Here is a 20901-nt window from a genome sequence, read left to right on the forward strand (position 1 = left end):
CTCGTCATGAGATTCTCGGGTCAAGCCCGAGAATGACGCTCCGTCTCTAGGCTTTGCGCCCGCCGCCGCTCGCCACCAGCGCCCCGACCACGATCAGCGCGCAGGACGCCGCCAGCAGCCAGCTGGCCGGAGCATAGCCAAACAGCACGAGGATCAGCGTCGAGAGCACCGGTGCGGCATAGGAAGCGACGCCGAGCAGGGCGACGTCGCCCTGCTTCATGCCGATATCCCAGACGACGAAGGCGAGCCCAATCGAGCCGAGGCCGAGGCCAAGCACGCCGCCCCATTCCACGGGTGTCAGCGACCAGAGCGTGGTCTCGAAGGCGAAATGGCAGGCGAGCGCGGGGATGGCGCAGCCCAGCATGGTCACGCAGAGGCTTTCCGAGGGCACATTGGCGAAGCGGCGCGAGGCCACCGAATAGCTCGCCCAGACGAAGGCGCCGAGCGCCGCCAGCACATGGCCGAGCGCAAGCCCGCTGCCGCTTCCAAGGCCTCCCGAGACGAGAAGGCCTGTGGCCACCAGCCCGATCAGCGCGCCAACAAGATGGCGGGGCTTGAGGCCGCCACCCGGTAGCAGCGCGGCGAAGAGCACGATCAGCAGCGGCCAGAGATAATGGATCAGGTTCGCCTCGGCAGCCGGCGCGGTCTTCACGGCGGCGTAATAGAGCGCGGTGTCGCCGAACGGGCCGTAGAGCCCGAGAGCGAAGGAGGCCGGTGTCGGACGGATGCGGGAGAGCTGCCCGCGCAAAGCCGTGATCGCGAGGATCAGCAGGCCGCCGATGACGAAGGTCATGGCGACGAGTTGGAAGGGCGGGACGCGGCCCGACATCGCCGTGAACAGCGCGAGCGTCGACCAGAGCAGGATGGCGCAGAAGCCGATGAGGGTCGCGGTGCGGGCGGTCATGAGGATGCCGGGGATGAAGTCCGCGCGGCGATAGCAGGTTTCGCGGGGCTTGCCGATGGGTGCCGGCGCGGATGAGCGTGATGCTGCACCGCAACTCAGCCTTGCAGCCATGGGCGTCATGCTCCCGGCCCCGTTGACCGCACGCAAAAGGCGGCTCATTGCCTGCATTATGACCACGATCCCGCTGCAATCCGCCGCTCGCCGCCCGTTGATGCCGGTTCTGGCAGCGCTCAGCGTCGCGCATCTGCTGAACGATCTCGTCCAGTCGATGATCCCGGCGCTCTATCCGCTGTTCAAGGAGAACTACAAGCTCGACTTCGTGCAGATCGGCCTGATCACGCTCGCCTTCCAGGTAACCTCCTCGCTGCTGCAGCCGCTGCTCGGCTTCGTCACCGATCGCAAGCCCTGGCCCTATGCGATGGTCGCCGGCATGTGCGCGACGCTGGCGGGCCTGTTGATGCTCTCCTTCGCCCATAGCTACCCCATGGTCCTGTTCGGGGCGGGGCTGATCGGGCTGGGCTCGGCGGTGTTCCATCCGGAGGCGACGCGGATGGCACGCCATGCCGCCGCCGGCCGTCAGGGCTTGGCGCAGGGCGTGTTCCAGGTCGGCGGCCATATCGGTTATTCCGTCGGCCCGCTGCTGGCGGCGCTGGTGGTGATGCCGCGCGGGCAGGAGAGCCTGTCCTGGTTCTCCGGCGTCGTGCTGGTCGCGATGCTGGTGATGGGCTGGCTCGGCGCGCGCTATTCGGCGATGCGGCGCGAGCAGAAATCCTCATCGACGCATGTGGACGAGACGGCGAGCCATGGCCTGCCGCGCGGCCGCGTGCTGCTGGCGATGGCCGTGCTGGTGATGCTGCTGATCTCGAAGAACGGCTACACGGCCGCCTTCACCTCCTATTATACCTTCTACCTGATCGAGCGTTTCGGCATCGAGATCCAGCTCTCGCAGATCATGCTGTTCCTCTATCTCGTCGTCGGCGCCATCGGCGTGATCGTCGGCGGCATGATCGGCGACCGGATCGGCCGCGACCGGGTGATCTGGCTGTCGATCCTGGGCTCGCTGCCCTTCGCGCTGATGCTGCCCCATGCCGACCTGTTCTGGACCGGCGTGCTCAGCATCGTCGTCTCCTTCATCATGTCGAGCGCCTTCTCGGCGATCCTGATCTACGCGATCGATCTCGTGCCGCACCGGGTCGGCCTCGTCGGCGGTCTGTTCTATGGGCTGTCCTTCGGGCTCGGCGGCGTCGCGGCGGCCGGCATCGGCCTGCTCGCCGACAAGATCGGCATCATCGAGGTGTTCAAGATCTGCGCCTGGCTGCCGGCCTTCGGCCTCTTGACCTTCCTGCTGCCGAAGAGCGGGCAGCAGAGCTGAGCCGGACGCCTTCCGGCGGCGGCCTGCGGGCCGCTGCTCCGGACAAGGCTCGACGCATTGAGCCCACATTCGCCGGCTAGCCCTGTGCCGATCGGGTCGACCACGGTCGGCCGCCGCCTGGATCATCGCGCGTCCGACCGGACGCGGTAACGATGGTCTATCTCGTTGGTATTGCATCGGATTTATTCGAGAAGTGGAATCCACTTTTCGGTCCGACGCTACAGGGATTGGCCGATGCTGCTTCAGATCGGAACGCTGATCGCCGCGACGAGCCTGGTGCAGCTCGCGAACGGCTTCTTCAATACCTTCCTGTCCTTGCGGCTGACGCTCGAGGATTTCGGCCCGGCTGCGACCGGCATCGTGCTCAGCGCCTATTTCGTTGGCTTCACCATCGGCGCCGTGTCGAGCGGCGGCGTGATCCAGCGTGTCGGCCATATCCGCGCCTATACGGCCTTCGCCGGGCTGGTCGTGGTCGCGACCGCGCTGATGCCGCTCTGGACCTCGGCGCTGGTCTGGGCGGCCTGCCGGGTGGTGATCGGCATCGGCTGCGTCGGGCTCTTCGTGACGACGGAGAGCTGGCTCAATGCCAAGGCGATGCCGGACCAGCGCGGCCGCATCTTCTCGACCTACATGGTCGGGACCTTCCTGGCGCTGGCGATCGGCCAGCTTGCCGTCGCCGGGCTCACGATCCAGGCGGCCGGGGCGTTCCAGGTCGTCATCGCGCTCTTCGCGCTGGCGCTGGTCATGGTCAGCACGACGCGGGCGGAAGCGCCCGGCCTCAAGCCCGAGGCGGGGTTGCGCTACGGCGAGCTCTCCCGGCAGGCGCCGATCTCGGTCGTCGGCTGCGTGGTCAGCGGCATCGTGACCAGCGCCTTTTACGCGCTGGTGCCGGCCTGGATGCTCAGCAACGGCGCGCCGCAGCAGACGATCGCTCTGTTCATGCTGGTCGCGGTGCTTGGCGGGCTCGCCTTCCAGGTGCCGGTCGGGCGCCTGTCTGATCGCAACGACCGCCGCCTCGTGCTGGCGGGGCTGGGGGTCGGCTATGCGGCGGCGGTGATCCTGCTGGTGGCGATGCCGCGCTCGCTCCTCGCGGTGTTGCCGGTGGCGGCGCTGCTCGGTGGCTTCATGTCGACGCTCTATCCGGTTTGCGTCGCCCATGCGCTCGACCGGATGCCGGCCGACCGCGTGGTTGCGGTCAGCGGGCGCTTGATCCTGGTCAGCGGCTTCGGCTCGGCGCTCGGGCCTCTGGTCGGAGCCGGCATCATGGCGCGCTTCGACATCGACGGGCTGCTCTATTTCATGGCGGCGATCGCGTTGGCGCTCGCAGCCTTCGCCGGCCTGCGCATGCGGATGCGCGAGGCGCCGGACAAGGTCGAGCGGCCCTTCGAGGTGATCGACCCGCTCAATCCGGGGATCACGCAGACGCCCGAGGCGACGGAGACCGACGGCACGCCGCGCCCCGCCATGGCCTGACCGGAAAGCAGAACCGCCGCCCGTTGCCGGACGGCGGTTCCAAATGCTCGATGGGGTATGGCTGACCCGATCAGGCCATGTTCTGACCGCCATTGGCGGAGAGGGTCGAGCCGGTGATGAAGCCGGCATCGTCGCTGGCCAGGAACACCACGGCGCGCGCGATCTCCTCGGGCTCGCCGAGGCGGCCGACCGGGATATGCGGCAGGATCGACTTCTCGATCACGGCCGGGTCGATCGCCTTGACCATTTCGGTCGCGATATAGCCGGGGCAGATCGCGTTGACCGTGATGCCGGCGCGCGCGCCTTCCTGGGCCAGCGCCTTGACGAAGCCGATATCGCCGGCCTTGGCGGCGGAGTAGTTCACCTGGCCCATCTGGCCCTTCTGGCCGTTGATCGAGGAGATGCAGATGACGCGGCCGAACTTGCGGGCGCGCATGCCCTCCCAGACCGGGCGGGTCATGTTGAACAGGGAGTTGAGGTTGGTGTTGATCACCGCGTCCCACTGCTCCTTGGTCATCTTGTGGAACATGCCGTCGCGGGTGATGCCGGCATTGTTGACCAGGATGTCGACCGGGCCGAGATCGGCCTCGACCTTGGCGATGCCGGCGACGCAGGAATCATAATCCGAGACGTCCCATTTATAGGTCTTGATGCCGGTCTCGGCCGTGAACCTGGCCGCCGCCTCGTCATTGCCGGCATAGCTCGCGGCGACGCTGTAGCCGGCCGCCTTCAGACCCTTCGAGATCGCCTCGCCGATACCGCGCGAGCCCCCCGTAACCAATGCCACCTTCGCCATAGGCCAGTCTCCCTTTTCGTGATCGGTCCAGATCGTTGTGCGTTCTTACAGACGCGAATTGGCGATCCAGTTCTTTGTTTCAGCATCGGATTGACCCGAAAAGCGCACTCCACTTTCCGGTCCGGTGCTTCGGCTTGCCGCCGTTATTGTTCAGACAGTTGCAGGGTGGGCGCGTAATCCGCGTCCACATCCTTGATGATGGCCTGGCCACAGATGACACGGCCCTGGACCGTGTCGAAGGTCAGGGTGGGCTGGCCGTAGAGCGACCAGCCGAGGCTCAGCGCTTCCGAAACCCGATGACAGAAGGAGGCGTCATCGGGGCCGGTGAGATAGCGGTAGAGCGTCGTGCGCTTCGCCATGGGCGGGGCGCTTGTCTCAGCGCTCCACGGCCATGGCGACGCCCATGCCGCCGCCGATGCAGAGCGTGGCGAGGCCCTTCTTGGCGTCGCGCTTGGCCATCTCGTGCAACAGCGTCACCAGCACGCGGGCGCCCGACGCACCGATCGGATGGCCGATCGCGATCGCGCCGCCATTGACGTTGACGATGTCGGGGTTCCAGCCGAGGTCCTTGTTGACCGCCAGAGCCTGCGCCGCGAAGGCCTCGTTCGCCTCGACGAGATCGAGATCGCCGACCTTCCAGCCGGCCTTCTCGAGCGCCTTGCGGGTCGAGGGGATCGGGCCGGTGCCCATGATCTGCGGATCGACGCCGGCCGTCGCCCAGGAGGCGATGCGGGCGAGCGGGGTCAGGCCGCGGCGGGCCGCTTCCTTGGCGGTCATGATGACGAGCGCGGCGGCGCCGTCATTGAGGCCGGACGCGTTGCCGGCGGTCACCGTGCCGTCCTTCGAGAAGGCGGGGCGCAGCTTGGCCATGGCCTCGATCGTGGCGCCATGGCGCGGATACTCGTCGCTGTCGACGACGATGTCGCCCTTGCGGGTCGAGATGGTCACCGGCGCGATCTCGTCCTTGAACCGGCCGGCCTTCTGCGCAGCCTCGGCCTTGTTCTGCGAGGCGACGGCGAAGCGGTCCTGCTCCTCGCGGCTGATCTGGTACTTGGTCGCGACGTTCTCGGCGGTCGTGCCCATGTGGTAGCCGTGGAAGGCGTCCCAGAGGCCGTCCTTGATCATGGTGTCGACGAACTTGACGTCGCCCATCTTGGTGCCAGCACGCATGTAGGAGGCGTGCGGGGCGAGCGACATCGATTCCATGCCGCCGGCGACGATGATGCTGGCATCGCCATTGGCGATCTGCTGCAGGCCGATGGCGACGGTGCGCAGGCCCGAGCCGCAGAGCTGGTTGAGGCCCCAGGCGGTCTTCTCCTGCGGGATGCCGGCGGCCATGGCCGCCTGACGGGCCGGGTTCTGGCCCTGGCCGGCGGCGAGCACCTGGCCCAGCACGACCTCGTCGACCTCGGCCGCCTCGACCTTGGCCCGCTTCAGCGCTTCCTTGATCGCGACGGCGCCGAGATCATGGGCGGGAGTATTGGCAAAAGCGCCGCTGAAGGCGCCGACCGCCGTGCGGGCCGCACCGACGATCACGATATCCGAATCTGCCATGAGAGGGTTCCTCGCTTTGTTGTTGCGGTTGCGCCGCTCCCGCCGGCTCAACCGTTCCCCGCCACCTTCGAAGCCTGCTGCGGCGCCGTCAAGACGGGCGAGACGCGAAATCGACCGGGGCGTCGTCAATCGGGTGACGTAAGGGAGGGCGTATCCCTGCGGTTGCAGGGGCTTCGGCGGATTTTTGCAGCGCCCGCTCAAAGAGCTTGCGGTGCAGCACCGACAGGCTATCGTCTGACCATGGGAGACCGTTTCGCAGAGCACGCCGGAACCACCGGCGGCCGCGGATCAACGTCAAGCAGGACCGATGGCCAGCGATAAAGAACCGACCGTCATCAAGAAATACGCCAACCGGCGTCTCTATCATACGGGCACCAGCTCCTATGTCACCCTGGAGGATCTTGCCGGGCTCGTGCGCTCGGGCGAGGATTTCGTCGTCTATGACGCGAAATCGGGGGAAGACATCACCCGCTCGGTGCTGGCGCAGATCATCTTCGACGAGGAGGCCAAGGACGGGCAGAACCTGCTGCCGATCGCGTTCCTGCGCCAGCTCATCCGCTTCTACGGCGACAGCATGCAGGCACTGGTGCCGCGCTACCTGGAGTTCTCGATGGAGAACCTCACGCAGGAGCAGAGCAAGTTCCGCGAGCAGATGACCAAGGCCTTCGGGGGCTCGGCCTTCGGCGGCAACGCGCTCGACGCCATCCAGGCGCAGACGCGGGCGAACATGCAGATCTTCCAGGACGCGTTCCGGCTGTTCAACCCGTTCACCGCGGCGGCGCAGGCCAAGCAGGAAGCGGCGGCCGGTGCGAAGCCCGCGGCGGAAGCCGCCAGCGGCGACATCGGCGATCTCAAGCGCGAGCTCAACGAGATGCGCGAGCGGCTGGACAAGCTGTCGCGCTCGCGCTGAGGCTAGCCTGACGATTTTGAGCCGCGCCATCGGGAAACGGGGCGCGGCTTTTTGTTGGGCGGATGGCCGATGTCGTGAATGTCTTAACTGGGCCGCAAGCGGACTCTGTGGTCCGCATGCTGTCGCCCTCAACGAGCAATCGCTTCCAAGCGAGAAGCCAGTTGACTAATGACCACCTCCGGCAAGACCGATCCCGGCGATCAGCGAGCCCCACACCTTCAGGCGCAAGCCAACGGCCTTGACCACACCCGTCGCGGCGATCAGGTGTCCCGCGAACCCAGGTAGGTTGGTTGTATAGGTCTGAACAATGCAGCCGGTGCCATCGAGCATGATCTTCTCCTGCTCCTTGTGCTCCAGCTCCAAGTAGACCAGCAGCGAGCCGCGCGGCGTCCGCTCGCTCAAATTGATCAGCCGTCCACCCGGCACGATCTGGCCCGACGATATCGCCGGCTGGACGTGACGGACCCGCGCCGGCAGCACCGTATTGCTGAAGCTCAGCCCGATATTGGAGTCGCAGGAAATCTCCGCAGGCATGCCTTCGTAGATGGTCGTGCGCGTGACCTGAGAGAAACCGGCCGTGATCCTAAGCGGAAGATCATCCGGGCGGTCAGGGATGATCACCATGGCGGGGCTCAAGATCAACGTGGACGCCGGGCTGCCCGCGCTCATGGCCAGCTGAGTTACAACACCGTCGGTGAAGGAGCGCACCTCGGTCATTGCCAACGCAGCCTTGGCGCTTTCCAGAGCTGCCTCGGCGGCCTTGTGCTGCGCGGGGAGGGTTTGCGAAATCTCTACCTGCGCCAAGCTCTGTTGAGCCTGCGCCGAAGCCAGGTTTGCCTCGCCGATAGCGACGGACGATTCAGCCAACCGCACGGCTTCTCTGGTTCCAGAGTTCTTGGCGACCAGGGCTTGCGCGTTTTCGAGGTCGCCCCGCAGCTTATCAAGCGATGCAGTCGATACGATTACGGCCGCCTGAGCGACCTTCAAGGCGTCAGACGCCTTGCCCTCTGCGGCCTTGATCTTGTCGAACTCGGCCTCGGCCTGCTTCAACGCGGCCTTCTGGGCGGTATTCTCGATTCTGAACAGCAGATCGCCGACGGCGACCTTCTGCATGTTCTTTACGGCGACCTCGGTGACAGGGCCGCTCGTCTGCGCCACGACCGACACCGTGCGGTAAGGCAGGAGCCCGGAATAGGATTTCGGATGGAAGTAGAAAATCGCGACGAACAGGAAGAAGGCGAGCAAGGCCCACAGGAACACCGCCGTGCGCATGTTCCAGACCGTCATGGCTTCGCCACGACGCTTCAGCTGGTAGTAGCGGAATACAGCCGGAAAGGACGTTAGGAGGATCTCGATCACTTGGCGGCCCCTTCTGTCTGAGCAGGATGGGCAGCGACTGCAACGTCGGGCGATCCCGTGCTAACCGCCGCCTCTGGCGAAACGGTGTGCGGTTCAACCTCGCCAAATCGCGCGACATGGAAGCGTGACCAGTCTGCCATCAGGGCGAGAAGGACTGCGCTCAGCGGAAGCAGGAAGTGGAAATGCTCGAGGGGAAAGATTTCGTAGAGCAGCGCGATCGCCAGCAATGTCGGGATCGTTTTGGCGAGTGGTGTGCCATGCGATCGGTGTTCGGCCCAACGGTCAAAAGCCGCATACAGCGTTACGATGCCGTAGAGCGCGAGGCAGATAAGCGCCAACGCTACCCAAGCTAATGTGTCTGTTTCACCGGGAGAGGTGAACCATGATGGGCTTGCGTGCCCCAAACCAGCTTCTGTAGCCACCGCGCAATTCCTTCATAAGCAATGCGCGGCACCCTACAAATCGGTTCGTATATAAACCCCAAATGGTAAGCGCCTATGGAGGGGAAAGTCCGCCATGGGTCGGGAGCGCTTCTAGGCTCGGCGTCAAACGCGCGCCCGAAACAACGTCCTCTTCAGCCGGCCGCGAGCTTCCGGTAGCTCGCCTGCTGCACCGGAGCATGCAGCTCGGCCCGCCCCACGAGATGGCCCTGCAGATAGGTGACGCCCCAGTCGCGCAGCATGCTCGCCTGCATCTCGTCATCGACCCATTCGGCCACCGTCTCGACGCCGAGATGGCCGGCGAGCTCGACCAGCGTGCGGACATAGAAGCGGTCGTCGGTCGAGCGGCGCAGGTTCTGGGTGAAGGCGCCGTCGATCTTGAGGATGTCGATCGGGAAGGCGCGCAGGTGCCGGAGCGAGGTGTGGCCGGCGCCGAAATCGTCGATCGCGACGCGCGCACCCTGGTCCTTGATGCGCCCGAGCAATTTGGCGATGCGGGCGGGGCTTTCGATCGTCGCGGTTTCCGTGATCTCGACGATGAGGCGCGAGGCCTTGCCGCGCGCGGCAGACGTGCAGGCGATGAAGGCGTCGAACCATTCGGGGTCGTTCAGCGAGCGCGGCGAGACATTGACCGACAGGTTGAGCGTGGGATCGGCGCCGAGCATCTCGATGGCGAGTTCGAGTACGCGCTGGTCGAACAGCCGGACGAGGCCGCGCCGCTCCAGCATTGGGATCAGCTCGGCCGAGGCGAAATAGAGCCCGGTATCGCCCTGGCCGACGCGCAGCAGCGCCTCGTGGAAAGCGACCTCGCGCGAGCCCGTGCGGACGATCGGCTGCAAGGCCAGCCGCACGCGGCGGTCGTTCAGCGCCGCAATGGCCTGCACGTCGAAGCCGGCCTGCTCGGTGCCGGGGCTGCGGCGCGGCTGGGGCTTGGCGGTGACGGCGGTATCGATCGACCCGGCGCGGGCGCTCGCCAGCGCACCTTCGGCGGCGGCCAGCAGCGTGCCGCCATGGCTGCCGAGTTCGGGGGCGCTCGCCGCGCCGACGCGCAGCCGCACCAGTGCGATGCCGTGGCTGGTCTCGATCGCGGATTGCGCGACCACCTTGATGAAGCGGCGGGCCGCCTGCTCGACCTGCTCCGGCGGGCAGCCGACGAGGAGGATGGCGAAGCTGTTGCCGGCATAGCGGACGAGATGGTCGCGCCGGCGCGTCACCGAGCGCAGGCGCTCATGGACGGTGCTGATGATCTCGTCGGTGGCCTCATGGCCGAAATCGTCGTTGAGGCGCGCAAGTTCGTCGATGGCGGCGACGAGGACGACGACCGGCCGTTCCGCCGGGAGGTGTTCCTGCAGGGCCAGGCCGATTCGCTCGACCAGCGCCGGGCGGTCGCAGAGCTCGTTGCCGAACTGCTCGAGCTCGTCGGGCCGGGCGGCGCGTTCGAGCCTGAGCACGCCGCGCGCGCTCGCGGGATAGCCGTCGCTGCCGGCGAACCAGCGGCCAGTATCCTCGGCCCACATCTTGCGGCCGGCGAGATCGATGGCGTAGCGGGTGCGGTAGATGACGCCTTCGCCCCGGTCATGCTCGCTGGAGCAGAAGATCGCGTCGTAGCGGCTCGGGCCGCTGCCGGGCTCGACCAGGCCGGCGAAGGCGAGGCCGCGCTGCATGGCCTGCTCGGGAATCGCGCCGAGCACTTCGGCCGCATTCGGGCCCCAGCTCAGCGTGTCGCTCTGGATATCCCAGCCATAAACCACTTCGCCGATCGAGGAGAGGATGCTGCGGGGATCAACCGGGCTGCCGTTCTGGAAGCTGAAGATCGACGGGGAGGGCATCGGTCGGCCTCTAGAGGACGGCCGCGGAGCCCCGTTCTGGTGCTTCGTCGCCCTGTCCATGAGATGGGAAGTGCTTCGAAACGATGCGGTATTTCAGATTAACGCGGCGTTAAGGCTGGCCGCCGCCTTGCAACAAGACCTTCGTCGCGATTGACCTGTGCCGGAGTGAGACATGGCCGAGGCCGCAAGCTGGAGCGAACGGAACGCCGCCGATGCCAACGCATCCGCGCTGGTGCTCCTGCAGGCGGCTGCGGCCCGGGCCGAGATCGGGCCGTTCGCCCGGCGTGGGCGAGCGAGCCCGCAAGCGGCTGCCGGCTGCTATCGGGCGACGGCGCGGCTCGTCATCCTCGCCGGCAAGACCCGCCCGCAGTTCGCGCAAGGCTGAAGGCAAAGAAAAACCGGCCTCGCGGCCGGTTTCAAACTTTCGCAGGCAGGCCTGCGCCGAAGGCGGAATGCCTCAGGCGTCGGTCTTGACCTTCAAGACCTGACGGCCGCGATACATGCCGCTCTTCAGATCGACATGGTGCGGACGGCGCAGCTCACCCGAGTTCTTGTCCTCGATATAGGTGGGCTGCTTCAGGGCGTCGGCCGAGCGGCGCATGCCACGCTTCGACGGCGACGTCTTTCTCTTCGGAACGGCCATTGTACTTCTCCATCATGCCACCGCCCGGACGCTGGCCCAAGGCCACGCATCCGCCACGGCGACGGATCAATCTCGTGAGGCGTTGGCCTTACACGGTCAGGGCGAGGATTGCTAGTGCCGAATCCGGATTTCTTCGCCGGCATGGCTCAGGCAGCTGATATCCTGTCGATCAGCCGGGCAGGGCGCAATCCCCGAGCGATCCGAGCTGGCCGAGCTGGCGCAGGCTGCGGCCGGCGGCGGATTGCAGGGCGCGATTCGGCTTGGCCGGATTGCGCAGCAGCGGATTGGGCAGGGCGCCGGCAAGGCGCGTGGCTTCAGCCGGCGTCAATCGGGCTGCCGGCTTGCTGAAATAGCGCTGCGCTGCGGCCTCCGCCCCGAACAGGCCCTCGCCCCATTCGGCGACATTGAGATAGACCTCCATCACGCGCGGCTTGCCCCAGGCGAGGTCGATCGCCATGGCGAGCGGAATCTCCAGCCCCTTGCGGATGTAGGAGCGGCCCGGCCAGAGGAAGACGTTCTTGGCGGTCTGCATGGTCAGCGTCGAGGCGCCGCGGCTCGGCCCGTCCTCGTTCTCCAGCACCTTGTTCAGCTCGACCCAGTCGACGCCGCGATGGCTGCAGAAGCGCTGGTCCTCCGAGGCGATGACGGCCCTGATGAGATGTGGGGAAATCTGGTCGAGCGGCACCCAGTCGCGCTCGACGGGCTTGAGCACCAGCCAGCGGCCGAGCATCAGCATCGAGGGTACGGGCACGAATCGGTAGAGCAGGATCGCCGCCGCGAGGGCGAGGAGCAGCCAGAGGGCGATCCGGAAGCACAGGCCGAGAACCCTACCCAGCACCTTGCTTCACCCCCGCTACCGTTCGACGGCCCGGCCATGGCGGCCCGAGCCCAAGGCGGCGCAGCTTGACGGTGTGGCAAACGTCCGGCAAGGCCCCCCTTCCGGCAGCGAACGCGAGACCTGCGCATGAGTTCCGTCCCCCCTCCGGCAAGCCCTGGCGATCTCGACGCGCGGCTGGCGCAGAATGCAGCCGCCATCGAGACGCTGCTGGAGGCGCTGCTGTCCGATGCCCCGGCTCCCGGCGAGATCGCGCGTCCGCCCCGCCTCGTCGCCGCGATGCGGCATGGTGCGCTGGCAGGCGGCAAGCGGCTGCGGCCTTTCCTGACGGTCGAGACGGCGCGGTTCCTCGGGGTTCCCGCCGAGCAGGCACAGCGCGCCGGCGCCGCGGTCGAGCTGCTGCACTGCTATTCGCTGGTGCATGACGACCTGCCGGCAATGGACGATGACGACCTGCGGCGCGGCCGGCCGACGGTGCACAAGGCCTTCGACGAGGCGACGGCGATCCTGGCGGGCGATGCCCTGCTGACGCTCGCCTTCGAGGTGCTGGCCGACGAGGCGACGCATTCCGACGGTGCGGTGCGCGCGGCCCTGGTGAGCTGCCTCGCGCGAGCCTCCGGATGTGGGGGCATGGTCGGCGGCCAGATGTTCGACCTTGCCGCCGAAGGGCGCTTCGAGGCGGTGCGTGGCGCGCTTCCGGAAGCCGAGATCCGCCGGCTCCAGGCGATGAAGACCGGGGCGTTGCTGGCGGCGAGCGTCGAGATCGGTGCAAGGCTCGGCGGTGCCGATGCGGCGGCGTTGGCGGCGCTCGGCCGCTATGGCCGGGCCCTGGGCGCGACCTTCCAGGTCGCCGACGACATCCTCGACGTAGAATCGGATGCCGAGCAGATGGGCAAGGCCACGGCCAAGGATGCCGACAAGGGCAAGGGAACGCTGGTCGGCGCGCTTGGGCTGGACGGCGCCAAGCGCGAGCGCGACCGGCTGAGCGCCGAGGCGGTGGCGGCGTTGTCAGGCTTCGGGGCCGAAGCGGATGTGCTGCGGGCTGCGGCGCGCTTCGCGGCGGAGCGGAAGAGCTAGAAGATCAAGCACCGTCATGCTCGGGCTTGACCCGAGCATCTCGCAAACCAGTGCCTTCTCGTCACGAGATTCTCGGGTCTACGCTTCGCTTCGCCCGAGAATGACGGCTAGGTGCCCTTACCGCCAGCGGCCGAAGGCGTCGGCCAGCGTCTGGCTGCCGGAGACGCCCTTCTCGAAGGTGATGATGCCGCGCCGGCCGGAGGCGAAGCGCACGGGCACATCGATCCAGCTGCGGCTGAGGATGAGGTCGATATTGCGCTCGACCTCGACCGGGACATTCGAGAGCGCGGCCACGAACAGATTGTCGCCCAGTGCCGAGTTGATCGCCGAAAGCGGCGCGCCACGCTCGCCTTCCACGCTCTTGAACTGGGGAACGCCGACTTCCTTGACGGTCTGGGAGGCCGGGTCGCCGGTGCTGGTGAAGCGCAGCCCGATGATATGCGAGGCCGGGAACGCCGAATCGGTGTTGCGGCGGATGGTGAAGTCGAGGCTCAGGCCGACGTCGGGAATCTCGACGGTCGCGCGCACGATGGTCTCGATCGGACGGCCCTGGCCGGCGCTCTCGCTGTCGAGGCGCCAGAACACGCGGCCGGTCGAGGTCTGCGGCTGCTGCGGAGTCTCGGGCACCTCGATGAAGAGGACGGCGCGCTGGGCGACCGCGATCTCGCCGCCGGGCTGCGGCACGGGCGTGCCGGGCGCGTTGTTCGGCTGGTTGCCGGTGGGCCGGTTCTGCTGCGGCGTGCCGGGCTCACCGGCGCGCTCGGCGATCTTGCCGGCATTGTCGGGCTGGGCCGGTTGCGTTCGCTGCGCGGTCTCGCTGTTCGGGCGCGGAGTATCCTGGGGCCGCAGCTTGTGGACATAGATGGCGGTGGCGGCGATGGCCGCGACCGCGACCGCAACGACACCGCCGACGACCGCGGAGCGGATATGGCCGGGCTTCACGCGCCGCTCGCGCGGCGGCTGCACCCGGGGGCGCGCCACTTGCGGCTCGGCCGGCTCGGGCAAGGGCTCGCCGTCATCCTGTCCTGCTGGGGCGGGGAGCGGCGCGAATTCCGGCGCCTTCTTCGGCGTCGGCGGGCGGATCGGCAGCGTCGGGTTCTCGATGGTGCGGATCACCGGGCCGTCCGATGCCGGCGGCGGCGCAGGAGCCTCGTCGTAATCCGCCTCGATCCGGGCGACCGCCTCGTCGAGCGCCAGGCGCTCGCGCATGATCTCGGCCTCGCTCAGCGGCGGGTCGAGCCCGCGCAACTGCGCGACGAGCGCAGCCCGCGCCCGGTCGTAGATGGCGCGCCGGGCCTCCGGGGAGGTTTCGGGCAGCCCGGCGACCGCACGCGCCAGGATCGGATAGAAGTCGGCCATTGGCCTCACTTGTCGCTGATGAAGCCCGCCGTCAACCCTCGAAAGGGTTGTGGACGAGGATCGTATCGTCGCGCTCCGGGCTGGTCGAGAGCACGGCGACGGTGGCGCCGATCAGCTCCTCGATGCGGCGGACATACTTGATCGCCTGCGCCGGGAGGTCCGCCCAGGAGCGGGCATTGGCGGTGGAGCCTTCCCAGCCTTCGATGGTCTCGTAGATCGGCTCGACGCGGGCCTGGTCGTTCTGGCCGGCCGGCAGATGCTCAAGGATCTGGCCGTCGAGCTTGTAGCCGACGCAGACCTTGATCTCCTTGAAGCCGTCGAGGATGTCGAGCTTGGTCAGCGCGATGCCGTCGATGCCGGAGGTCTTGACCGTCTGGCGCACGAGGCAGGCATCGAACCAGCCGCAGCGGCGCTTGCGCCCGGTGACGACGCCGAATTCCTTGCCCTTGGTGCCGATCAATTCGCCGATCTCGTCGAAGAGCTCGGTCGGGAAGGGGCCTTCGCCGACGCGGGTGGTGTAGGCCTTGGCGATGCCCAGCACATAGCCGACCGAGGAGGGGCCCATGCCCGAGCCGGTCGCGGCCTGGCCGGCGACGATGTTGGAGGAGGTGACGAAGGGATAGGTGCCGTGATCGACATCGAGCAGCGCTCCTTGAGCGCCCTCGAACAGGATGCGCTTGCCGGCGCGGCGCTCGGCATCGAGCAGCGCCCAGACCGATGTGGCATAAGGCAGCACCTCGCCCGCGATCGCCTTGAGCTGGCCGAGCAGCTCGCCGGCATCGACCTCGCCGATGCCGAGGCCGCGGCGCAGCGCATTGTGATGGGCGAGCAGGCGCTCGATCTTGGCTTCGAGCAGCGCCTCGTCCTTGAGGTCGATGACGCGGATGGCGCGGCGGCCGACCTTGTCCTCATAGGCCGGGCCGATGCCGCGCTTGGTCGTGCCGATCTTCATGCCGGCATTCGAGGTCTCGCGGAAATGGTCGAGCTCGCGGTGCAGCGGCAGGATCAGCGTCGCGTTGTCGGCGATGCGCAGGTTGTCCGGGGTGATCGCCACCCCTTGCGCGCGCAGCTTGCCGATCTCCTCGACGAGGTGCCAGGGATCGACGACGACGCCGTTGCCGATGACCGAAAGCTTGCCGGGGCGGACGATGCCAGAGGGCAGCAGCGAGAGCTTGTAGACGACGCCGTCGATGACCAGCGTATGGCCGGCGTTATGGCCGCCCTGGAACCTGACGACCACATCGGCCTGGCTGGAGAGCCAGTCGACGATCTTGCCCTTGCCCTCGTCGCCCCACTGGGCGCCGACCACCACAACATTCGCCATGAGCGAGGTGTCCCTGCTGTTACCGCGTTGCCTTGTGCAAGCGGCCCGCGCAAATGCAAAACCCCGGCGCAAGGCCGGGGTTTCGGGGCAGGTCCTTGCAAGCCCTCATGAGCCAACACGGCCCGCAGGTCAAGTTTTTCGGCAGCCAGGGCCTCGATTTGGCTGGATAAACTGCCGGAGCATGGCCGCCCTGCAGCATCTGCGCAGTGATGCTGCCACAATCGGGCGTAAGGGCTATGGGTCAGCAGGCGGCACTGGAGGGGCCATGCCGCGTGCCGCCCACAGGAGAGGGGATTTCACCGACCATGACGAAGCTCGACGCCTGGCTCGACCAGCATCACGCCGCCTTCACCGCGATCCGCCGCGACATCCATGAGCATCCCGAACTCGGCCTCGAAGAAGTCCGTACGGCCAAGCTCGTCGCCGACAAGCTTCGTGAGTGGGGTGTCGAGGTCACCGAGAATGTCGGCAAGACCGGCGTCGTCGGCGTGATCCGCGGCAACAAGCCCGGCCGTGCCGTGGGCCTGCGTGCCGACATGGACTGCCTCGCGCTCGATGAGACGACGAACCTGCCCTATTCCTCGAAGAATCCGGGCCGGATGCATGCCTGCGGCCATGACGGGCACACCACGATGCTGCTCGCGGCCGGGCGCTACCTTGCCGAGAACCGGGATTTCGAGGGCACCGTCAACCTGATCTTCCAGCCGGCCGAGGAAGGCCGCGGCGGCGCCAACGCGATGCTCGCCGACAAGCTGTTCGAGCGCTTCCCCTGCGACGCGATCTACGGCCTGCACAACACGCCCGGCATGGCGCCCGGCACCTTCGGCACCACGGTCGGCCCGTTCCTGGCGGCGGCGGATTTCTGGAAGGTCACCTTCCACGGCGTCGGCGGCCATGGCGGCTCGCAGCCGCATCGCTCGACCGACATCACCTACGCGCAGGCGCATTTCGTGCTCGGCCTGCAGGGCATCATCGGCCGCAACGTCGCCCCGCTCGACACGGCGGTGATCAGTGTCGGCTTCATCCATGGCGGCGACGTCAACGCTTCGAACGTGATCCCCTCCGAACTCGTCATCGGCGGCACGGCGCGGACCTACTCCATGGAAGTGCGCGACATCGTCGAGCGGCGCATCGCCGAACTTGCGGCAGCCACCGCGCAGGCCTGGGGCTGCAAGGCGGAGGCCTATTACCATCGCGGCACCAGCCCGCTGGTGAACGAGGCCGAGCAGGTGCGGGTCGGCGTTGCTGCAGCCACGGCGGCGGTGGGCGCCGAGAAGGTCAACGGCCAGCTCCGGCCCGGCACGGGCGGCGAGGATTTCGCCGAGATGATGCTGGTGCGTCCGGGCGCCTTCATGCGCATCGGCAACGGCGTCAACCCGGACGGCTCCTTCGTCGGCCTGCATACGCCGCTCTACGACTTCAACGACGAGATCATCCCGGACGGCGTGCGCTACTGGGTCGGCGTCGTCGATCAGGAACTCGGGCAGGCCAAGGCCGCCTGATCAGGAATATCGCGGCCGGCCCTTCGGGGCCGGCCGCAATCATGCAGGGCAGCCCGTCATTTCCGGTGGTTGTATAGCCGGCGCAAGAGCGCTAGGCGGCGGGCTCCGTAGCGGAGGCGCGCCATGAAGACCCTGTCCATCTCGACCCTGACGATCTGCGGCATCGAGGAATTGCCCGGCAACAGCGCCCGCGAGGTGACGCATGTGCTCTCGGTGATCGATCCCGACCGGGCCGAGATCGACGCTTTCGGGACCTATGGCGAGCACCACCGCGTCACGCTGCGCTTCCATGACATCATCGATCCGAAGCCCGGCCAGACCATGCCGACGCCGGAGCATGTCGGCGAGATCATCAACTTCGGCGAGGGCTTGCGCGAGACCGCGACGGGCCGCGTCAAGGGCCACCTCCTCGTGCATTGCCACATGGGTATCTCGCGCTCGACGGCGGCGATGATGACGCTGATGGCACAGGCTGATGCGGCCGAGGACGAGGATGCGCTGTTCGCCCGTCTGCGCGAGATCAGGCCACAAGCCTGGCCGAATTCGGTGATGATCGGCTTCGCCGACGAGCAGCTCGGCCGCGGCGGCAGGCTCACGCAGGCGCTGCGGCGGCACTATGCCCATCAGATCGAGGCGCAGCCCCAATTCCGGACCTGGATGAACGATCTCGGGCGCAAGCGCGAGATCGAGATGGGTTTGGGGTTCTGAGTCGTCATGCTCGGGCTTGACCCGAGCATCTCATGCCGAAGAAGGCGACCTATCCTGAAAGAGATTCTCGGGTCTGTGCTTTGCTTCGCCCGAGAATGACGGAAAGGTGGCCTATCGCCCCGGCAGCGGCTGTTCCTCGTAGGAGAGCTCGCGGTCGCCCGGCCATTTGATGCGGTAGGCGAGCTTGATCTCCTTCTCGGCACCGGGTGCCAGATCGAAGGTCCAGGAGGCGACACCGCGGCGGTCACCGACCTGCTTCTCGGTCGGTGGCGTGGTCTGGGCGGCGATGGTCTCGACCGTGATCGCGCTGCTCTCCGAGAAGGGGATGCGTTCCAGCACGGTGATCCTGACCGGCTTGGCGTGCAGGCTCTTCACCACCGTGCGGAACTCGCGCAGATCGGTGCGGGTCTGGCCGAGCCAGCCCGGCTCGTTCTCGCGGCGCTTCACCGGCGCGAACGAGACCTTGATGCGGTCGTCGGCGCCGAAGCCGAGCTCGACCTTGTCACCCGGTGCGACGAGGTTGAACTGGCCCATGCCGACATAGGTGCCGTCGCGATGCAGCGCGACGCGCCCGGCCAGCAGTGGCGCCTCCTCCTCATGGACGAAGCCGGCCTCCAGATAGGCCTTCTGTTCCAGCTCCGGCACGGTGCGGGCAGCGAGCGTCGCTTCCGCCTTGCGCTGGGTCAGCGTCACCGTCTTGGAGCTGCCGTCCTGCGGGATCGTGGCGCGGCCGGGCACCTGGAAATTCGCCTGATAGGCGCCGGCCTCAATCGTCGCGACCTGAACTTCGGCGGGCTTCGGCGCGGCGGAGCGCTGCGACTGCTTGGCCAACGTGTCCGCCGCCACTTCGGCTTCGGCTTTGGCGCGGGCCGCCATGGGAGCGGGCGCGGCACCGAGGCGCGGGCGGCTCTCATAGACCACCGGCGGCTCGAAGAAGGCGACCTGCATCGGGGTGAGATCGGGCGCGCGGGTGCCCCCGGCTGAGCGCGTGGTCGAGAGCGCGAGCGCGACATCGTCCCAGGCCTCGCCTGTGCGCTGGCGGATCTCGGCGCGGCGCGTCAGGGCGATCTCCGGCTTCTCGCCGGTCGTGGTCAGGCGCGCCTCGTAGGTCGGCGTCCAGTTCGCGCCGGTGACGCGATAGGTCACGGTGAACTCCGCCGCGACCGGCTGCAGCGCCTCGACGGAGATGGCGACGTCACGCTTCGGCGCACCGGGGCGGCCGGCCTGCGGGCGGGCGCGCTCCAGCGCTGCGATCTCGGCCTCGACATCGGAGAGGCGGTTGCGGGTGCCGCGCAACTCGTCCTGAACCTTGACCAGCGCGGTGCCGATCGCCTCGAACACGGCCGGCCAGTCAGCGACGGGCAGGGCCTTCCCGTCGGGGCCGAGCTTGTCGGGGCCGACCTGCGCGAAGCGCTCGATCGTGGCGCGCTTCGCTTCGATCGCGCCGATCTGGCCGGAAAGCTTTTCCTTCTCGTCGCGCAGCGTCTTGAGCTTCTCTTCAAGCACCGTGTCGAGCACGGGCCTGGCATCGCCCGGCGTGACGCGGACATCGACCGCGCCGACCGAGAATGAACCGTCGCCCTTGCCCTCGACGCGGATCGAGGCGGGATCGATCGTCGCCGGCAGGCCGCGCAGCACGATCTGCGAGACGCCCTGCATCAGGTCGGCCTTGCCGAGCCGCGTCACCACCGCTCCGTCCGGAAAGACCGTGACGCGGTCGATCCGGCTCGACAGTTCGGTCTCTGCCGCAGCGGCGAGGCCGGGCGCGAGAATCAGGGCGGCGGCAATATGGCTTCGCATCGAAATCATCCCCTCCAGATCGCAATCACGTCGCCGTGATAGACGCTGCCGAATTCGGCGCGTCCAAGGCGGAATTGGGCCGGAATGCGGATAGGCGCGACGGGCACCCGATGCGTCCTGCGTTTGCAGGAGCGGCCCGGCTGATCAATGGCCGGGATGCAGTGCGTCGTTCAGGTAGATGCAGGCGAGCACGGTGAAGACATAGGCCTGCAACACCGCGACCATGAACTCGAAGGCGGTGAGCGCGACCGTCATCAGCAGCGGTAGCGGTGCGAGCAGGGAATAGCTCATACCTGCCGCGAGCAGCGCCGCGACGAAGCTGCCGAATACCTTGAGCGCGATATGGCCGCCGAGCAGGTTGGCGAAGAGGCGCAGGCTCAGCGAGATCGGCCGCGACAGGAAGGAGACGATCTCGATCAGCGTGATGAACGGCAGGAGCCATTTCGGCACATCCGAGGGCACGAAAAGCCGCAGGAAGCCGAAGCCATGGCGCAGCACGCCGTAGCCGATGACCGTCGCCATCACCAGCATGGCGAGCGCGAAGGTCACGACGATATGGCTCGTGACCGTGAAGGCGCCGGGGATCATGCCGAACAGGTTGAGCACCAGGACAAACATGAAGAGCGAGAAGATCAGCGGCAGGAAACGCAAGCCCTCGCGCCCGGTCGCGTCGGTCAATGTCTTCGCCACGAACTCGTAGAGCATCTCGGCGAGCGCCTGCGTGCGGCCGGGGACGATGGCGCGCGAGCGCGTCGCGAGAGCGAGCCCGCCGGCGATCGCGGCGGTGGCGAGTACCATCATCAGGGCCGCGTTGGTGAAGCCGAGATCGACCCCGCCGACACCGAACGGAATGAGAGTCTTGACGATGAACTGGTCGCTGGGATTGGCCAAGACGAAGGCCTCCGCTCACGGGGTTGCGCGACGGCGCGGAGCATTCCGCGTCGTGGGGCCGTCCCCTGTGAGGTGCGAAGGCCGCGGGTCGTCCCGAGGCTCGGCCTGCCTAGAAGGCGCCGGCC

General features: G+C 67.4%; 20 protein-coding genes. 7 read left to right on the forward strand and 13 right to left on the reverse strand.

Annotated features, from left to right (window positions below; genetic code table 11):
• Positions 1 to 46: 46 nt before the first annotated feature.
• Positions 47 to 904, reverse strand: a complete 858-nt coding sequence (gene yddG, locus AC07NY_RS04915; protein ID WP_494582219.1) for an aromatic amino acid exporter YddG — start codon at positions 902 to 904, stop codon at positions 47 to 49.
• A 169-nt stretch (positions 905 to 1073) separates the two neighbouring features.
• Here yddG and AC07NY_RS04920 point away from each other — a divergent pair, with 169 nt between their 5' ends.
• Together AC07NY_RS04920 and AC07NY_RS04925 are read left to right on the forward strand one after the other, a co-directional pair.
• Positions 1074 to 2276 carry an MFS transporter gene (locus AC07NY_RS04920; RefSeq protein ID WP_494582221.1) on the forward strand — a complete coding sequence of 401 codons (1203 nt, stop codon included), beginning with the start codon at positions 1074 to 1076 and terminating at the stop codon, positions 2274 to 2276.
• A 234-nt stretch (positions 2277 to 2510) separates the two neighbouring features.
• Positions 2511 to 3749, forward strand: a complete 1239-nt coding sequence (locus tag AC07NY_RS04925) for an MFS transporter (protein ID WP_494582223.1) — start codon at positions 2511 to 2513, stop codon at positions 3747 to 3749.
• A 70-nt stretch (positions 3750 to 3819) separates the two neighbouring features.
• Here AC07NY_RS04925 and phbB read toward each other — a convergent pair whose 3' ends face one another.
• From phbB to AC07NY_RS04940, 3 genes are all read right to left on the reverse strand, one after another.
• Positions 3820 to 4545, reverse strand: coding sequence for an acetoacetyl-CoA reductase (phbB, locus tag AC07NY_RS04930; RefSeq protein WP_492285130.1), 726 nt, complete (start codon positions 4543 to 4545; stop codon positions 3820 to 3822).
• A gap of 143 nt (positions 4546 to 4688) precedes the next feature.
• Positions 4689 to 4904, reverse strand: coding sequence for a DUF1737 domain-containing protein (locus tag AC07NY_RS04935; RefSeq protein ID WP_494582225.1), 216 nt, complete (start codon positions 4902 to 4904; stop codon positions 4689 to 4691).
• Between the two features lie 16 nt (positions 4905 to 4920).
• Positions 4921 to 6099, reverse strand: coding sequence for an acetyl-CoA C-acetyltransferase (locus AC07NY_RS04940; RefSeq protein ID WP_492285129.1), 1179 nt, complete (start codon positions 6097 to 6099; stop codon positions 4921 to 4923).
• 307 nt (positions 6100 to 6406) lie between these two features.
• Here AC07NY_RS04940 and phaR point away from each other — a divergent pair, with 307 nt between their 5' ends.
• Positions 6407 to 7009 carry a polyhydroxyalkanoate synthesis repressor PhaR gene (gene phaR, locus AC07NY_RS04945; protein WP_257731039.1) on the forward strand — a complete coding sequence of 201 codons (603 nt, stop codon included), beginning with the start codon at positions 6407 to 6409 and terminating at the stop codon, positions 7007 to 7009.
• Between the two features lie 165 nt (positions 7010 to 7174).
• Here the strand turns inward: phaR and AC07NY_RS04950 are convergent, their stop codons facing one another.
• The 3 genes from AC07NY_RS04950 to AC07NY_RS04960 all read right to left on the reverse strand — a co-directional run bounded on the left by AC07NY_RS04950 (position 7175) and on the right by AC07NY_RS04960 (position 10637).
• Positions 7175 to 8368 (reverse strand): HlyD family secretion protein, encoded by a 1194-nt coding sequence (locus tag AC07NY_RS04950; protein ID WP_494582227.1) that lies wholly within the window; start codon positions 8366 to 8368, stop codon positions 7175 to 7177.
• Entirely contained in the window at positions 8365 to 8790 is a 426-nt protein-coding gene (locus tag AC07NY_RS04955; protein ID WP_494582228.1) for a hypothetical protein, read from the reverse strand. The genes AC07NY_RS04950 and AC07NY_RS04955 overlap by 4 nt, the downstream gene beginning before the upstream one ends.
• Positions 8791 to 8942: 152 nt before the next feature.
• Entirely contained in the window at positions 8943 to 10637 is a 1695-nt protein-coding gene (locus AC07NY_RS04960; protein ID WP_494582229.1) for an EAL domain-containing protein, read from the reverse strand.
• Positions 10638 to 10809: 172 nt separating this feature from the next.
• Between AC07NY_RS04960 and AC07NY_RS04965 the strand changes: the two genes are divergently transcribed.
• Complete coding sequence (locus AC07NY_RS04965) at positions 10810 to 11022, forward strand: hypothetical protein (RefSeq protein WP_494582230.1); 213 nt, start codon at positions 10810 to 10812, stop codon at positions 11020 to 11022.
• Positions 11023 to 11094: 72 nt separating this feature from the next.
• Here the strand turns inward: AC07NY_RS04965 and rpmF are convergent, their stop codons facing one another.
• Both rpmF and mtgA read right to left on the reverse strand, forming a co-directional pair.
• Positions 11095 to 11280 carry a 50S ribosomal protein L32 gene (gene rpmF, locus AC07NY_RS04970; RefSeq protein WP_047582212.1) on the reverse strand — a complete coding sequence of 62 codons (186 nt, stop codon included), beginning with the start codon at positions 11278 to 11280 and terminating at the stop codon, positions 11095 to 11097.
• 169 nt (positions 11281 to 11449) lie between these two features.
• On the reverse strand, positions 11450 to 12115 hold the full coding sequence (gene mtgA / locus AC07NY_RS04975) for a monofunctional biosynthetic peptidoglycan transglycosylase (protein WP_494583689.1): 666 nt from the start codon (positions 12113 to 12115) through the stop codon (positions 11450 to 11452).
• A gap of 129 nt (positions 12116 to 12244) precedes the next feature.
• On the opposite strand from mtgA, the gene AC07NY_RS04980 reads away from it, so the two are divergent.
• Positions 12245 to 13192: a polyprenyl synthetase family protein gene (locus AC07NY_RS04980; protein WP_494582232.1), complete on the forward strand. Its 948-nt coding sequence runs from the start codon at positions 12245 to 12247 to the stop codon at positions 13190 to 13192.
• 117 nt (positions 13193 to 13309) lie between these two features.
• Here the strand turns inward: AC07NY_RS04980 and AC07NY_RS04985 are convergent, their stop codons facing one another.
• Together AC07NY_RS04985 and AC07NY_RS04990 are read right to left on the reverse strand one after the other, a co-directional pair.
• On the reverse strand, positions 13310 to 14551 hold the full coding sequence (locus tag AC07NY_RS04985) for a histidine kinase (protein WP_494582234.1): 1242 nt from the start codon (positions 14549 to 14551) through the stop codon (positions 13310 to 13312).
• Between the two features lie 31 nt (positions 14552 to 14582).
• Complete coding sequence (locus tag AC07NY_RS04990; RefSeq protein WP_494582236.1) at positions 14583 to 15875, reverse strand: adenylosuccinate synthase; 1293 nt, start codon at positions 15873 to 15875, stop codon at positions 14583 to 14585.
• Positions 15876 to 16180: 305 nt separating this feature from the next.
• On the opposite strand from AC07NY_RS04990, the gene AC07NY_RS04995 reads away from it, so the two are divergent.
• On the forward strand, positions 16181 to 17377 hold the full coding sequence (locus tag AC07NY_RS04995) for a M20 aminoacylase family protein (RefSeq protein ID WP_492285121.1): 1197 nt from the start codon (positions 16181 to 16183) through the stop codon (positions 17375 to 17377).
• Between the two features lie 123 nt (positions 17378 to 17500).
• Positions 17501 to 18085 (forward strand): tyrosine phosphatase family protein, encoded by a 585-nt coding sequence (locus AC07NY_RS05000; RefSeq protein ID WP_494582237.1) that lies wholly within the window; start codon positions 17501 to 17503, stop codon positions 18083 to 18085.
• A gap of 111 nt (positions 18086 to 18196) precedes the next feature.
• Here the strand turns inward: AC07NY_RS05000 and AC07NY_RS05005 are convergent, their stop codons facing one another.
• The gene (locus tag AC07NY_RS05005; protein WP_494582239.1) at positions 18197 to 19885 is read right to left on the reverse strand and encodes a mucoidy inhibitor MuiA family protein; all 1689 of its coding nucleotides are present in this window, start codon (positions 19883 to 19885) and stop codon (positions 18197 to 18199) included.
• 144 nt (positions 19886 to 20029) lie between these two features.
• A complete protein-coding gene (locus tag AC07NY_RS05010) occupies positions 20030 to 20776 on the reverse strand; it encodes a F0F1 ATP synthase subunit A (RefSeq protein WP_494582241.1) in 747 nt (248 codons plus the stop codon).
• Positions 20777 to 20901 lie beyond the last annotated feature (125 nt).

The organism is Allobosea sp. GW821-FHT09G06, assembly GCF_059416005.1.